This is a genomic window from Streptomyces sp. NPDC053076, from assembly GCF_044546845.1.
Classification (GTDB): domain Bacteria; phylum Actinomycetota; class Actinomycetes; order Streptomycetales; family Streptomycetaceae; genus Streptomyces.
On record NZ_JBITZL010000001.1, the window covers coordinates 319,036 to 334,100 of the forward strand.

Genomic DNA, 15,065 nt, shown 5'->3' on the forward strand with positions numbered 1-15,065 from the left:
CGTTGAGCCACCAGAACGACGCGACGGTGAACAGCAGTGCGCAGACTGATACCACACTGGCGCCGGTGAGCGATGAGGACGCGATCTGATCCGCCGCGACCGTCAGCGGAACCACAGAGTCAGTCTGCCAGCCCCGCCGTGGGCTCGCTAACAGGACGAGTGGCCGCCGACAGTCTCCCGGAACGGGTCAGAGGCCGACGAGGAGTACGAGATACCAGGCGACCAGGGCCGCGCATGTCACCGTGGGGAGGAGCTTGGTCGGCCCGTCGCCCTTGCGTACGTGCGTGGTCACGGCACCGGCGAGCAGCATCAGCAGTCCGATGCCGGCCAGGCCGCCGCACAGCGGTACGACCGGGCCGAGGGCCACGCCGATGGCGCCCGCCAGCTCCAGGCCGCCGATGACCCGGTAGGCGGCGGTCGTGAAGCCGGCGTGGGCGGCGAGCTCGGGCATCGGACCCAGGGCCAGGATCTTGGCCGCGCCCAGCAGGGCGAAGATCAACGCGATGAGACAGGTCAGCGAGGCGGAGAGGATCACGAGGCGCCTTCGGGGGTGTGCGGGCAAGGGGCCTGGCGGCGTTCGGCGCCCAGGCCGGCGAAGTAGGCGATCAGGTCGGGGTTGTCGACCGCGGAGGGATTGAGGACCTGCTCGGCGGGTGCGCCCTGAAGGAGGCGCTTGACCGGGACCTCGAGTTTCTTGCCGGTCTTCGTGTGCGGGATGGCCGGCACGGCGAGGATCTCGTCGGGGACGTGGCGGGGCGAGGCGCCGGTACGGATCGCGTCGCGGATCTTCTCGCACAGGGACTCGTCCAGACCGACCCCGTCGGCGAGGACCACGAAGAGCGGCATCCAGTAACCGCCGTCGGCTTCCTCCGCGCCGATGACGAGTGCCTCGGCGATCTCGGGGAGGCGTTCGACGATGTCGTGGATGTCGGCACTGCCCAGGCGTACGCCGTTGCGGTTGAGGGTGGCGTCGGAGCGGCCGTGGACGATGACCGAGCCGTGGGAGGTGTGGGTGATCCAGTCGCCGTGCTGCCACACGCCCGGGTAGGCGCTGAAGTAGGCGTCGCGGTAGCGGCTGCCGTCAGGGTCGTTCCAGAAGTACAGCGGCATCGACGGCATGGGCCGGGTGACGACCAGTTCGCCGACCTGGTCGACGACCGGCCGTCCCGCGCCGTCGTACGCCGCGAGCGCCACGCCGAGGTTGGGAGCCGACAGCTCACCCGCCCACACCGGGGTGGTGGGTGCGCTGCCGGCGAAGCCGGAGACGACGTCCGTGCCGCCGCTGGTGGAGGCCAACTGGACGCCTGCGCCGACGTGGTCGCGGACCCAGGGGTAGGCGGAGGCGGGTAGGGCGGAGCCGGTGCAGCCGATGACGCGGATCGCCGAAAGGTCGTGCACGCCGGGGTCGACGCCGAGCTTGGCCATGGCCAGCAGGTACTGGGGACTGGTGCCGAAGACGGTGACCTTGTGGCGGGCCGCCAGCTCCCACAGGACGTCCGGGCGCGCCACCGGCACGGGGCTGCCGTCGTAGGTGCAGGTGGCGGCGCCGGTCAGCAGGGTGGAGACGACCAGGTTCCACATCATCCAGTGGGTGGTGGTGTACCACAGCAGGCGGTCACCGCCGCCCAGGTCGCAGTGCAGGCCGAGGGTCTTGAGGTGTTCCAGCAGGACGCCTCCGTGACCGTGGACGATGCCTTTGGGCAGCCCGGTGGTGCCGGAGGAGAAGACGATCCACAGCGGGTGGTCGAACGGAACCGGGGTGATGGCGAGGTACTCGGTGCGGCCGGCCGCGTCCTCCCAGGGAACCGTCAGCCTCGCGGCCCGGGTCGCGGGCCAGGCGAGGCCCAGGTGATCAACGAGGACCGTGGCCTTGAGCGTGGGCAGGGCGTCGGCGAGGTCGAGGGAGGCGGCGCGGCGGTCGTGACGGGTGCCGTTGAAGAGGTAGCCGTCCGCGGTGATGAGCACCGTGGGTTCGAGCTGGGCGAAGCGGTCGGCGGCGGCCTTGGGGGCGTAGTCCTGGCCGCACACGGACCACACCGCGCCCAGGCTGGCGGTGGCGAGGAAGGCGATGACGGCGTGGGGGGTGTTGGGCAGGTAGCCGACCACCCGGTCGCCCTGTCCGACGCCCAGGTCGCGCAGGGTGGCGGCGACGGAGGCGACGCGGGCGCGGAGCTGCTGGCCCGTGATCTCGTAGCCGGCTCCGGTCTCGTCCAGTGCGGTGATCGCGGGTGCGTCCGGGTGCAGGTTGCGCAGTGCGTGGTGGGCGTAGTTGAGGGTGGCGCCGGGGAACCAGCGGGCTCCGGGCATGGCTTCCTCGGCCAGCACCCGCTCGTACGGAGTGGTGGCGTCGATGTCGAAGTACTCCCACACCGCGGCCCAGAATCCTTCCAGGTCCGTGACGGACCACTGGTGCAGGGCCTGGTAGTCGGTCGGGTCCGGAATCCCTTCGACGCCCCGGTGTCGGGCGGCCCAGCGGGCGAAGTCCGCGATGCGACTGCCGGCGGCCGCTTGGGGGTCGGGCGGCAGGAAGGGCTCCGGACAGGGCGTGGAGTGCGGGGTGGTCATGGCGTGGTGTTCCTCGTCAGGATGCGGGCCGGGCTTCGGCCGGGCGGCGGGCCGTGTGCAGCAGGGGAGCCCAGGCGGCGGCGTCGGTGAAGTCGCCGGTGCCGGTGGGGACGGTGTCCATCACGACGCGGTCGGGGCGAAGGAGGACGGCGTCCGCCCGGCCGCGTGACAGCCAGGCGGCCAGTGTGCCGCCGTCGTCCAGGTCGCCGACATGGATCACGGATGCGCCCAGGGCCGTGGCCACGCCCGTCATCCGTGCCGTGGGCGGCACGGCGGTCAGCACGGCGAAGGAGTCCCGGAGGATGTCGTCCAGGCGCTCTCGCCTGCCGTCGACGACCACCCAGGGTTGCGGGCAGTAGGTGCCGGCCAGTGAGCGGCCGGTCAGCCGGGGGCGCCGTCGTACCAGCGGATTGGCGGTCAGTGCGGGACTGAGGTCGCGGCTCACCGCCGCGGTCACACCGGGGATGCGGCAGGCCGCGCCCACCACGGCCCGGCGGATGGCCGCACCGCGGTCCTGTCCGCCGGTCATGGCCCAGCCGACGGCGACCGCGACACGGATCACGTGGCGGGCGTGCGGCTTGCGCTCCTGCTCGTAGGTGTCCAGCAGCCGTTCGTCCGCGCCCTGCTGAAGGACGCGGGCGAGTTTCCAGGTGAGGTTGCGGGAGTCGCGCAGGCCCGCACACAGGCCCTGCCCGATGAAGGGCGGGGTGAGGTGGGCCGCGTCGCCCAGCAGGAAGACGCGCCCACGGCGCCACCGGTCGGCGAGGCGCGCCCGGAAGGTGTACCGCGCCTGCCGGATCACCTCGAAGTCGTCGCCCCCGCCCCCGTGGGCAGCGGACGGCAGGTCGACCCAGGGGGCGACCAACTCGTGCAGCTGTTCCAGCTCTTTCGGGCCGTCCAAGGTCTCACCCTCGGCCAATCGGAACTCCCAGCGGTAGCGGTCTTCACCGACTCGCATGAAGGTGGCCGGGCGGGTGGGGCAGCAGATCTGCTCGGCGCCTTCCCAGGTGCGCACCGGGAGGCTCGTGCGCACGTCGATGACCCGCCAGCTCTCCTCGAAATGCAGGTCCTCCCACACGGCGCCGATGGCGTCGCGGGTGATGCTGCCCGCGCCGTCGCAGCCGAGGACGGCGTCGGCCCACACGTGCTCGTCCTCATCGCTGCCGTCGCGGCGGAAGGTGACCCGGACCGGAGCCGTTCCGTCGGTGTCCTGGCTGACGGACACGACCTCCACCCCGCCTCGCAGCTCGCACTCGGGGCGACGGGACAGGGCGTCGCGCAGCAGCCGTTCCAGCTCTGGCTGGTCGAACATGCTGGTCTGCGGGAAGCCGTGGTGGCCGTGCAGGGACCGTGGGAACTCGGCGATCACGCGGCGCCGGGCGTCCAGCAGCCGCAACCCGGGCGCCGGCCGGGCGAGAGTGGCGAACTCCTCGTGGACGCCGACGCTCTGCAGGATCCGGCGAACCTCGTCGTCCACGACGACGGCGCGCGGCAGGGGATAGACGTCCCGGTGGCGTTCGAGGAGCAGGCTGGGCACTCCGTGCTGGGCGAGCAGGAGCGCGGCGGTGACCCCCACGGGCCCCGCGCCGATGATCACTACCGGTCTGCGGGCGGCTGCGGCGCTCACCTTGCGTCCGCCACAGGGTTCCGCTGCTCGCCGAGGTCGATCCGCCCGTCCGGGGTGGCGATCGTGGCGGTGACGAGGTCACCGTTGCGCAGGTAGAGGGGGTTCTTGGCCTGCCCCTTGAAGAACGCCTTCCACTTCAGCGCGGGCGGCAGCAGCGCGGCGATCTTCTCGACCGGCTTGGGCGGGGCCTTCAGGGCGGTGCCGCCGGGCGTTCCGGTCAGCAGCAGGTCGCCCGGGTCGAGGGTCTGGAAGCGGGCGAGCAGGGTGAGGGCCTCCGCGGGCCGCACGATCATGTCGGCCAGTGTGCGGTCCTGACGCGTTACGCCGTTCACCGACAGCCGCAGTCGCAGGTCGATCAGACGGTCGAAGTCCTCCGGCTCCAGCAGGGCCAGGTACGGACCCGTCGGCGTGAAGGTCGGGTACGACTTGCTCTCGTAGAACTGGGTCTTGGTCAGCTGCACGTCGCGTGCGCTGACGTCGTTGGTGAGGACCAGCCCGGCGACGTAGCGCGGCAGGTCCTGCTCCTCCACGACGGTGCCTACGGGCAGGGTCGCGCCCATGACGAGGCCGAGTTCCACCTCGTAGTCGAGGAAGTTCACGTGCGCGGGGCGGACGATCGTGTCGTGCGGGCCGCTGACCGAGCCGGACGCCTTGCGGAAGAAGGTGGGCGGTATGTCGCCGGTGAACCCGGAGTCCTTGGCGTGGCTGCGGTAGTTGACCATCTGGGCGACCACCCGGCACGGGGTGGTGACCGGGGGCAGTGCCACCAGGTCGGCGACCGGCGTGCTGCTTTCGCCGGAGACGGCGGCCTCGCGGACGGCGTCCCGGTCGGCGAGCAGCTCGGCGGTGGTGACGGCCTTGGTCTCGATGCGGACGGCGCGCTCGTCCCGGACGGCCCACCAGCCGTCGGGGGTGCGCAGGACGTTGGTGCTCATGAGCTCATCGCTTTCATCAGGCCCAGCAGGCGTGCGGGGTCGAGTTCGTTGTCGCCGCGCAGGGCATGCATGACTTCGCGCAGCTTGGCGGGGGACGGGCTGGTGCCGAGGAAGTCGCGAGTGACGGGCGGGCCCCACTGGGCCAGGCCGCTCGCGGACATCGGCGCCCATCCGGGTTCGAGGTCGCAGGAGAACAGGTCGCCGTCGGCGAAGTGCTCCAGCATGAAGTGGTCGGGGTCGCGCCAGTAGTCGAAGAGCTGGCTGCCCTGGATGTGCCGGCCGATGCCCCAGCTGCGCCGGTAGCCGCGCTCGGCGAGGTACTCGCCGCCGGCGGCGATCGCGTCGAGGTCGGTGACCTGGTAGGCGGAGTGGACGTAGCCGGTGCCGGGCCCCAGGTGCAGGGCGAGGGTGTGGTGGTCCACGGGCAGGCTGCCCTGGTCGCAGCGGATGAACGCCATGGTCGGGCCGCGCCCGCGCTGTCCGTCCAGGAACAGGAAGTCGGACACGATCATCCCGAGGGTGTCCAGATACCAGTCCAGGGCCCGCATGAACACCCGCGTCTCCAGCACCACGTGCCCGAGCCGCTGAATGCGCGACGGCTCGCGGGGAGGACGCTGGGTGGCGTTCGTGCGTCGGTGCTCGGTGCCGGTGTTGAGGATCAGCGGCTGCTGCTCGGACAGTGCGGGCAACTGCTCGGCGCAGTGCACGACCCGGACCGGGAAGCCGGAGGGATCGAGCAGGGCGACCGCCTGTCCGCCGCCGGGGACGTCGATGTCGCGTACGTCATTGCCGGTCGCGCGGGCCAGCCGGTCCAGATCGGCCCGTTCGGCCGCGTGGAACGCCGGCCCGACGAAGCGGGACGTCTGCCCGCGCCGGATGACCATGCACGGTGAGCCCGCGAAGGTGCCGCGCAGCCACAGTTCCCGCTCGGTTCGGACGGCGATCGCGAAGCCGAAGTCCCGGGCGAACACCTCGGCCCGGTCCAGGTCCGGTTTCTCGAACTCCAGCCAGGCCAGGTCCGCCACCTTGATGACGGGGTTCCGGGACCGGCCGGGATGCTCACCGCGCAGGGCGCCCTGCTCACTGTGGAGGTCTTGGTGGGGCGTCAGAGGACCGCCCTTGTTAACGGGGATGTGGGACATGGTGTCCTCCAAGCAACACTGCCGTAATGAGGAAATCATCAACTCTGCTGTTTCTCGTCGTCAATAGGGGCAGCACAAATAATTGAGGATCTCATCAGTAATGGCAGTGTCATCGTTGCGGCGGTTACACTGGGCCGTATGCCGACGTCAGCCCCGCCCAAGAACCGCTTCGAGCGACGCCGTGCCGAGACCCGCCAGGCGCTCGTCCGCGCGGCCCGGCAGATCCTCGCGGAAACCGGGGACACGAGCGCGAGCATCCAGGCCATCGCCGAGCGCGCCGATGTCGGCTTCGGGTCCTTCTACAACCACTTCGAGTCGAAGACGGAGCTGTTCGACGCGGCGGTGACGGACGCCCTGGAGGAGTTCGGGCAGGTCATCGACGCGCGCGTGGAAGGCATCGACGACCCGGCCGAGCTGGTCGCGGCCGGCTTCCGGCTCACCGCCCGGATGGCCGACTCCCACCCGGAACTCATGCGGATCCTGCGCGACCGCGGCCTGTCGCACATCCACTCCGACCGCGGCCTCGCCCCACGCGCCCTGCGCGACCTGGAGATCGGCATCGCCTCAGGTCGTTTCACCTGCGGCAACGCGACCACCGCCCTGTCCGCCCTGGGCGGCACCCTGCTGTCCCTGGTGGCGCTCAGGCTGGACCGCCCGGACCTCGACGGCGACGAGGCCGCCTCCGACCTGGCCGAGATGGTCCTGCGCATGCTCGGCCTCGCTGCGGACGACGCCCACGAGGTCACCCGGCGCCCGCTGCCCGGTCTCGCCCGATGACCTCCTGCACCTGAAGCGCGGCCCTCTGCGGAGCTACGCCGGCAGCGACGAGGAACGCGGTTGCCGCGGCCTCACCCGTGGGGTCCGCCCACGGGCATGCGGCGTTCTCCTCGGCGAGGGCCAGCATGAGTGCCTCCAGTGCTTGGGCGAGCACGGGTGCTGGAAGGTGGCCCGCGAAGACGCCTTCGCGCTGACCGCGCCGTAGGGTTGCGACGGCCTCTGCGCGGGCCGGTGCCAGGGTGGTGCGGATCTCGTCCTCTACCAGATGGCGCCGTCCCAAGGTGATGAGCACGCGGTAGTGGTCGCCCACCGTCCATGCCGCGAGCACCATCCGTGTCATCGCCTCGACCGGGTCGGCATCCGCGGTACGGGCTCTGGCGAACGCCTGCCGGAGTTCGCGGCCTGCTTCCTGTGTCAGGTCGGCGATCAGCGCGTGTCGGCTGGGGAAGTGTCCGTAGAGGGTGCGCCGGGCGACGCCGGCCGCCTGAGAGATGCTGTCGAGACTCGCGTCCGGGTCCTCCCGTAGTTTCCGCCGGGCGGTGGCGAGGATGCGTAGGCGGTTGGAGTGAGCATCCTTGCGCTGCACAGTACGGCCCGGGGTGTCGGTCGTCTGCATGGTTCTTTCTCTCTCCGCGGTTGCCGGAAAGCCGTGGGCGCCGGTGCTCCCTCACGCACCGGCGCCCACTCACCCCTGCCCAGGGTGGCTTGGTGTCCAGCTGAGGGACGTCAGGGGACGAGGATGAGGCGGATCGGGTCGCCGATCTTGTTCTCGAGACGGTGGACGGCGTCGGCGGCCTCGATGAGCGGGATGTGGTCGGTGATGGAGGGGGCCAGGTCGAGGCGGCCGGCCGCGGTCAGCTGCACCAGCTCGGAGACGGACTCGGGGAAGCCGCCGTAGTGGCCGCGCACCTGCTTCTGCAGGTAGTTGAAGGTCAGGCCCTCGGTGATGGTGAGCGGCCTGGGGGTGATGCCCACCAGGATCAGGGAGCCGCCCAGGCCGAGCACGGAGGCGGCCTGGTCGCGGACGGCGGGGACGCCGGCGCAGTCGAAGGCGAAGTCCAGGCCGCGTCCGCCGGTGGCTGCGCGGACCTGGTCGGCGAAGTCGGGGGCTGCCGGGTCGAGCGCGAGGTCCGCGCCGAAGGCCAGGGCGCGCTCGCGGGCGCTGGGCAGCGGGTCGACGGCGATGATCGGGGCGGCGCCGACCAGGCGGGCGAGACGCACGTTGTGCGCGCCGACTCCGCCCACGCCCCAGACGCCGACGGACTGGGCGGCACGGACGCCCGCGGTGGCGACGACGGCGGCGTAGGGGGTGGAGACCGCGTCGGGGATGATCGCGGCCTGGTCGAAGGGGAGACTGTCGGGGATGGGGATGAGGGTGTCCTCGCGTGCGATGACGTACTCGGCCCAGCCGCCGTCGTAGTCGATGCCGGCGGTGAGCATCTGGGTGCAGGGGCGGTGGCGCACGCACCCGGCGCACTTGCCGCAGGTCTTGCCGGCCTCCAGGGTGACGCGGGTGCCGACGGCCAGGCCGCGCTTGAGGTCGGGGCCGTGTGTGTGGATCACACCGGAGACCTCGTGGCCGACGGTGACCGTGTCGGAGGTGGCGAACAGCGGGACGAGGGAGCCGTCGAGGAGGTGGACGTCGGAGAGGCAGACGCCGGCGGCCTTGACCTCGATGAGGACCTCGCCCGGGCCCGGCACGGGGATCGGGACCTCTTCCACGGCGAACTTCTTGCTGTCCAGGTGGAAGCGTCCGGCGAGCATGGTGTCCATGACGGTCTGCTTTCTGTGAGCGGCACCGCCCGATGGTTCGGGCCAGTGGGTGCTGTGTGGTGTCTGGGGGCTTGTGGTGGCCGGGAGGCGTACGGCCGGCAGCGGGGGATGCCGCACGCCTCCCGGCGGCTGGGGGTCACACGCCTTGACGGCGTTGTGACGGTCAGGCGAAGACGTCCTGCTGGTAGCGCTCGTCGGCCTCGAGCTGGGCGAGCCACTGCTGGGCCCTCTCGTCGTCGCTGCCGGTCTTCTGGCGGTGGATGGCGGCGAGTGCCTCGCGGACGGCGGGGGCCATGCGGCGGCCGTCACCGCAGACGTAGACGTACGCGCCGTCCTCGATGGCCTGCCACACCGTGTCGGCGGCATGGGCGATGGCGTTCTGCACGAACCGGGCCGGGTGGCCGGTCACCGCGGAGAAGGCGGTGTGCACCTGGGCGATGCCGGCCTGCTCCCAGTCCTGCATCTCCTGACGGTAGAAGTAGTCGTGCTCCGGGTGGCGGCAGCCGACGAACACCTGCGACAGACCGACCTGCGTGCCGTGCTCGTGCTGCCGGGCCCGCTCCTCCAGGAAGCCGCGCAGCGGCGCGATGCCGGTGCCGGGGCCGATGAGGATCAGCGGCGTGGCGGGGTCGGCCGGCGGGGCGAACGTCGGGGAGGGCACGCGGACGTAGCCGTAGACGACGTCCCCGGGCTCCAGGCCCGCGATGTAGGCGGAGCAGGTGCCGCGGTACTGGCCGTCGCCGGACAGGGCCGGGCCCTCCAGCAGGCCGACGGTCAGGCGCACATGGCGCGGGTTGGCCGACGGCGCGGAGGAGATGGAGTAGAAGCGCGGCCGGATCGGGCCCATCATCTCCAGGAAGACCGCCAGCGGCAGTTCGACGGCCGGGAAGCGCTCCAGCAGGCCCAGCACCGAGATGCGCTTGCCGAGGATCTCCTTCTGGTAGCGCTCCTCGGCTTCCTGGGTGTCGGCGGTGTACGCCTGGAGCTGCGGCCGGGTCCACGGGCACTCGGTGTACTCGGCGAGCGTCTGGATCTGGGAGCGGGTGGCCACGTCCTGTAGTTCCAGGAACTCGGTGAGCAGGATGCCGGCGGTGACCGGGCTGCCGACCGGCAGGTGGGTGCGGCCACCGGCCGGCTGGTCGAGCCGGAGGACCTGGTCGTAGTCGACGCCGAGTCGCCTCAGGGCGCGCTCCACCAGGGCGAGTTCGTTCTTGGCGAAGACGGCCAGGTGGTTGCCGGTGTCGTAGGTGACGCCGTCGGGCAGCTCGAAGGTGATGGACTTCGCGGACGGGCGCGGCGGCTCGATCTGGAAGTCCCACAGGCCGGTCGCGTCGGCCACGAGTTCGTCGTTGGCGACCACGGTGAGCGGGTACGCCTGCTCGGAGACGATGGCGGGGCGCACGTCGGACTCGGTGAGCAGCTGCACCTGGTAGCGGGGGCCGCTGGCCTGGGAGGTGTCGGCGGCGTACTCCTCGGCCAGGGTGGCCCACAGGTTGTCCATCCACCGCGTGGCCATGCCGTCGAAGTCACCGGCGGCGTCCGCGATGCCGCGCTCGACGATGGGGGTGGCGCCGGCGGCCAGCAGACCTTCCTCGATCCGCTTGGGGAATGCCTGGAAGGTGGCCACCCACTGGGTGTTGCCGGCGCCCAGCAGCGCGAACCGCACGTTCGACAGTGAACCCTCGGGCAGTCCGGCGGCGAGCAGGTCGTCGAACCGCTGGGCGTTGTCGGGGGCCTTGCCGTTGTAGCTGGCGGCGACGACGGCGAGCAGGCCCTCGGAGGGCAGGTTGTCGCCCAGCTCGTCCAGGCTCACCAGCGTGGTGCCGAAACCGGAGCGCTCGCTGCGGTCGGCGATGGTACGGGCGAGGTCCTCGCACGAACCCAGGCTGGAGCCGTAGGCGACGGTCAGGTTCACACCGACGCCGCTCACCGCGGCCTGCGCCTGCGTGTCGCCCGTCTGCACGTCCGCGGCGCCGAACACGGTGCGCTCGTGTTCCTGACGGCGACGGACGACCAGCTCGAAGTTGCCGGGCTTGCGGGTCAGCGCCTCCTTGACGTCCATCTTGTAGTCGGCCGTGTCGGCGAACTTGAACTTCTGCAGCACCAGCGCCAGGACCAGGCGGGCCTCGGTGAGCGCGAACTGCCGGCCGATGCAGGCACGCACACCGTTGCCGAACGGCTTGTAGGCGTGCGGGTGCTGCTTGGCGCGGTTCTCCGGAAGCCACCGGTCGATGTCGAACTCGTCGGGACGGTCCCATGCCTTGGGGTGGGTGTGCAGCGGTTGTTCGAGGATGTTGACCCGCGTGCCCTTCTTCAGCTCGTAGCGGCCGCCGATGACGGTGTCCTCATGCGGCGCCTTGCCGATCAAAGGGATGGGGGCCCACAGCCGCAGGGTCTCCTCCAGGATGCGTGGGATGACGTCCAGCTTCATGATCGTGTCGTAGTCCGGGACCGTGTCACCGGGCATCAGCCGGTCCACTTCGGCGTAGGCCTGGGCCAGGACGTGCGGGTTGCGCATCAGCGAGTAGGTGGCGAACGCCAGCAGGCCGCTGGTGGTCTCGTGGCCGGCGATCAGGAACGTCAGCACCTGGTCGCGGACGTTGTCGTCGGTCAGCGCCTTGCCGGTGTCCGGGTCGGTGGCCTGAAGCATCAGGCCCAGCAGGTCGTCCTCACCGGTGCCCTTCCCGTCGCGGCGCTCCTTGATCACGCTCTCGACCAGGTCCTGCATCTGCTGGATGTTCGCGCGGTACTTCTTGTCGTCCGCCTTGCGGAGCTTGGTCATCATCGGCAGCTCCTGCGAGCGCCGCAGCGACTCGATCAGCGTCTCCAGCAGCGCGTTGAGGAAGGGGTGCAGCTCCTCCTTGTCGAAGGAGTCGAACCGGTAGCCGAACCCCGACAGGGCGATCGTGTCCAGCGTCAGCCGGGTGTAGTCGTCGGTGATCTTGACCGGCTGACCCTCCCGGCGCTCCCACTTGCCCGCCAGGTTCTGGGCGATCTCCAGCATCTGCCCGTAGTAACCCTTCATGGCCCGCTGGCTGAAGGCCGGCAGCAGGATCCGGTGCGCCCTGCCCCATTCCTCTTCGTGCTGGTGCGCGGTGAACAGGCCCGCGTTCAAGAAGTCCCGGACATGGGCCAGTGGCGTCTTGTCGATCTGCTTGAAGAACCGCGTCTCGTCGCTGACCTCGGCCACCAGGTCCGGGTCATAGACGAAGACCTGCTCGATGCCGGCGATGTCCATGCCGTAGATGCCCTCGGGGAACTGCTTGGACAGTTCGGCGAAGTACTCGAACGGGTTGGTGTCGGGGATCTGCGGCGTGTTGCCCAGGAGGGGGATCCCACGCGGGGACCGGATGGGGCGAAGGTCGTTCGCGGAGTGCGTGGTCATGGCTTGCTCCTCTGCGTGGAGGGGGATGGGCAAGGGCGCGCTGCTCAGGTCGATGCCGTGGCGCCATACGGAAACATACGTCGTATGGAATTGATACCGTACGACGTATGGAAACGGGAGGCAAGCCCGGTTGCCCTGGTGGGCGCTGTGATTCAGGTCATTTCCATACGGCGTACGAAACTGATACCGTACGAGGTATGGAAGAGAAGGTGAGGCGTCCCCCGCGGGGAACGAGAAAGAGGGACGTGCCTCTGACCGAGGCCGGGATCTACGCCGCCGCCCTGCGGCTCATCGACGAGGACGGGGTCGAGGCGCTCACCATGCGCAAACTCGCCACCGCACTCGATGCGAACCCGATGTCGCTGTACCACCACGTGCCGAACAAGGAAGCGGTACTGCGCGGCGTGACGAGAATGGTCGGCGCCCAGTTCCGCACCGTGACGCTTGAGGACGCTCCCTGGCAGGAGCGGATCCGCCTGCTCGCGACAGACTTCCGGACCCTGGCGCACCGCCACCCCGAACTGATGGCCTACTCGTTCAGCCACCAGCCGGACTTCATCCAGCCCGACGACCCGTTCTGGACCGCGCTCACCGCGATCGTGGCGGCTGCCGGGGTTCCGCGGTCAGAGGTCTCGGAGATCGCCGCGCTGATGGTCGCCGTCGTCATCGGTGTCCTCGCCGCCGAACTCAACGGCTCGCTCCAGCAGTGGTCGACCCTCAAGCCCCCCGGCTTGGACGACGGTGAAGACGGGGACGGGGATGCAGACCCTGACTCTGCGGACGTAGTCCCTGAAGGCCCTGATCAGGACCACATGTTCCGCCTCGTGATGGACACGCTGATCACGGGCCTGGAAAGCCGGCTCACCGGCGATCGTGACAGCCGGGACGCCGGCCTTTGAGTCAGTCCTCCTGAGGCGCTGCGCCCCAGGCACTGCCCCCTGAGCCGCGCCCGCAGTCGGGCGATCTCAGGCTGCGACATGCGATCTCAGGCTGCGAAATGCGGGAGCCACCCCCGTCACATTGGGGAACACCGCCCGGCGGGGTGGCTCCGCAGCCTCTGCACGGCAGCCGGACACCGACGCCGAACCGTGGAATGACCACGGTCGTTGGCTTGTTCCCGATCTCTCTCCCGAAGCGGGAGACCGTCGGCCTCGTCGAGCTGCGTCACCCGCGCCATCCATTCACGGAGGCCGCCATGCCGCCGAGTACTGCCGCCGTGAGCGCGAGGTGGCGCCCCGTGCCGGATGAGCCGCACCTGATCTCGATGCGTTCTTCTCTCTTTTCTGCCATCCCCCATCCGCTGTCCGGAGGGCTGCCCCATGTCCCAGAACGCCACCGCCGCTGCTCGCGGGGCCGAGACCGCACCTGAGAACGTGCCCGACCTGTCGTACCGGCGGCGCTGGTGGATTCTGCTGGTCGTTTCGCTGTCCATGCTGATGGGTGTCCTCGACGGCACCATCGTGAACATCGCCCTGCCGTCCGCCCAGCACGACCTCGGCTTCTCCGACGCCGACCGGCAGTGGGTGGTCACCGCCTACGCGCTGGCCTTCGGCAGCCTGCTGCTGCTCGGCGGCCGCATCGCGGACCTGGCCGGGCAGAAGGTGACCTTCCTGGTGGGTCTGGTCGGCTTCGCGGCCGCTTCCATGGTGGGAGGTGCGGCGACCGGTTTCGCCATGCTCGTCATCGCGCGCGCCGTCCAGGGCCTGTTCGCCGCCTTGCTGGCCCCGTCCGCGCTGTCGGTCCTGATGACCACCTTCACCGATCCGCGCGAACGGGCCAAAGCCTTCACCGTCGCGGGCTCGGTCGCCGGGGCCGGCGGAGCCATCGGCCTGATTCTCGGCGGCGTGCTCACCCAGTACCTGGACTGGCGCTGGACCATGTACGTCAACGTGATCTTCGCGGTGGTGGCGTTCGTCGGTGGGGCGGCCCTGCTGCACCGCACCCCGCGCGACACGTCCTCGAAGCTCGACGTCCCCGGCACCCTGATGGCCTCCATCGGCCTGTTCTGCCTGGTCTACGGATTCTCGAACGCCGAGACGAACGGCTGGGGTTCGCCGGCGACCTGGGGCATGCTGGCGGCCGGCGCCGTACTGGTGGCCGTCTTCGTGTGGTGGCAGAACAGGGCGACGTATCCGCTGCTGCCCCTGCGCGTCCTGCTGGACCGCAACCGCGGCGCCTCCTTCGCCGCCCTCTTCGTCACCGGCGCGGGCATGTTCGGCGTGTTCCTGTTCCTGACCTACTACCTGCAGCAGAGCCTCGGCTACAGCGCCCTGAACACCGGCTTCGCCTTCCTGCCCCTGATCGTGGCCTCGTCGTCCGCCTCCGCCGTGGCCAACAATGTCCTGGTGGCGCGAATAGGACCGAAGCCGGTGGTCCCGCTGGGCATGGCCATCGCGGCCGCCGGGCTGATATGGATGACCAAGCTGGACCTGAACAGCGGATACATGACGCAGGTACTGCCCCAGCTGGTGCTCGTCGGCATCGGGCTGGGCACGGTCATCGCGCCCGCCATGAGCCTGGCGACCTCCGGCGTGGCGGCAACCGATGCCGGCGTCGCCTCGGCCGCTGTCAACACCCTGCAGCAGGTAGGCGGTTCCATCGGCATCGCCCTGCTCAGCACGATGGCATCCGGCGCCGCCACCGACTACCTCTCCGGCCGCGATCCCAAGGACCCCGGTGTCCTGACCCAGGCCGGCCTCGCGGGTTACTCCACGGCCTACTGGTGGTCGGCGGCCGTCTTCGTCACCGGCCTGATCGTCACCGCCTTCCTCTACCGCTGGGGTGTGCCCCGGCAGAACGAGAACGCCGCACCTGTCGTGCATATGTAGCGGGCCAGGTACCGCCCCAAGGGTCCGGCCCCA

Annotated in this window: 11 protein-coding genes; 3 read left to right on the plus strand and 8 right to left on the minus strand. The window is 70.3% G+C overall.

The genetic code is table 11. The annotated features are described in order from the left end of the window. Nucleotides 1-187 precede the first annotated feature (187 nt). The 5 genes from ACIGYR_RS01335 to ACIGYR_RS01355 are packed head-to-tail and all read right to left on the minus strand — an operon-like array spanning nucleotide 188 to nucleotide 6,269. A complete protein-coding gene (locus tag ACIGYR_RS01335) occupies nucleotides 188-535 on the minus strand; it encodes a DoxX family protein (protein WP_399604622.1) in 348 nt (115 codons plus the stop codon). Next, a complete protein-coding gene (locus ACIGYR_RS01340; protein WP_399604620.1) occupies nucleotides 532-2,565 on the minus strand; it encodes an acetoacetate--CoA ligase in 2,034 nt (677 codons plus the stop codon). Before ACIGYR_RS01340 ends, ACIGYR_RS01335 begins: the two co-directional genes overlap by 4 nt. A 16-nt stretch (nucleotides 2,566-2,581) precedes the next feature. Beyond that, a complete protein-coding gene (locus tag ACIGYR_RS01345) occupies nucleotides 2,582-4,192 on the minus strand; it encodes a bifunctional 3-(3-hydroxy-phenyl)propionate/3-hydroxycinnamic acid hydroxylase (protein ID WP_399604618.1) in 1,611 nt (536 codons plus the stop codon). Beyond that, the gene (locus ACIGYR_RS01350; RefSeq protein ID WP_399604617.1) at nucleotides 4,189-5,127 is read right to left on the minus strand and encodes a fumarylacetoacetate hydrolase family protein; all 939 of its coding nucleotides are present in this window, start codon (nucleotides 5,125-5,127) and stop codon (nucleotides 4,189-4,191) included. Before ACIGYR_RS01350 ends, ACIGYR_RS01345 begins: the two co-directional genes overlap by 4 nt. Then, complete coding sequence (locus ACIGYR_RS01355; RefSeq protein WP_399604615.1) at nucleotides 5,124-6,269, minus strand: VOC family protein; 1,146 nt, start codon at nucleotides 6,267-6,269, stop codon at nucleotides 5,124-5,126. The genes ACIGYR_RS01350 and ACIGYR_RS01355 overlap by 4 nt, the downstream gene beginning before the upstream one ends. 138 nt (nucleotides 6,270-6,407) lie before the next feature. Between ACIGYR_RS01355 and ACIGYR_RS01360 the strand changes: the two genes are divergently transcribed. Continuing rightward, a complete protein-coding gene (locus ACIGYR_RS01360) occupies nucleotides 6,408-7,046 on the plus strand; it encodes a TetR/AcrR family transcriptional regulator (protein ID WP_399604614.1) in 639 nt (212 codons plus the stop codon). Here the strand turns inward: ACIGYR_RS01360 and ACIGYR_RS01365 are convergent. From ACIGYR_RS01365 to ACIGYR_RS01375, 3 genes are all read right to left on the minus strand, one after another. Continuing rightward, nucleotides 7,012-7,662, minus strand: a complete 651-nt coding sequence (locus tag ACIGYR_RS01365) for a TetR/AcrR family transcriptional regulator (protein ID WP_399604612.1) — start codon at nucleotides 7,660-7,662, stop codon at nucleotides 7,012-7,014. The two genes, ACIGYR_RS01360 and ACIGYR_RS01365, sit on opposite strands and share 35 nt — an antisense overlap. Nucleotides 7,663-7,772: 110 nt before the next feature. Further along, a complete protein-coding gene (locus ACIGYR_RS01370; RefSeq protein WP_399604610.1) occupies nucleotides 7,773-8,819 on the minus strand; it encodes a zinc-binding dehydrogenase in 1,047 nt (348 codons plus the stop codon). 163 nt (nucleotides 8,820-8,982) lie between these two features. Continuing rightward, entirely contained in the window at nucleotides 8,983-12,204 is a 3,222-nt protein-coding gene (locus tag ACIGYR_RS01375; protein ID WP_399604608.1) for a bifunctional cytochrome P450/NADPH--P450 reductase, read from the minus strand. Between the two features lie 245 nt (nucleotides 12,205-12,449). Between ACIGYR_RS01375 and ACIGYR_RS01380 the strand changes: the two genes are divergently transcribed. Both ACIGYR_RS01380 and ACIGYR_RS01385 read left to right on the plus strand, forming a co-directional pair. Then, the gene (locus ACIGYR_RS01380; RefSeq protein ID WP_399604606.1) at nucleotides 12,450-13,103 is read left to right on the plus strand and encodes a TetR/AcrR family transcriptional regulator; all 654 of its coding nucleotides are present in this window, start codon (nucleotides 12,450-12,452) and stop codon (nucleotides 13,101-13,103) included. A gap of 420 nt (nucleotides 13,104-13,523) precedes the next feature. Continuing rightward, the gene (locus ACIGYR_RS01385) at nucleotides 13,524-15,032 is read left to right on the plus strand and encodes an MFS transporter (RefSeq protein WP_399604605.1); all 1,509 of its coding nucleotides are present in this window, start codon (nucleotides 13,524-13,526) and stop codon (nucleotides 15,030-15,032) included. Nucleotides 15,033-15,065 lie beyond the last annotated feature (33 nt).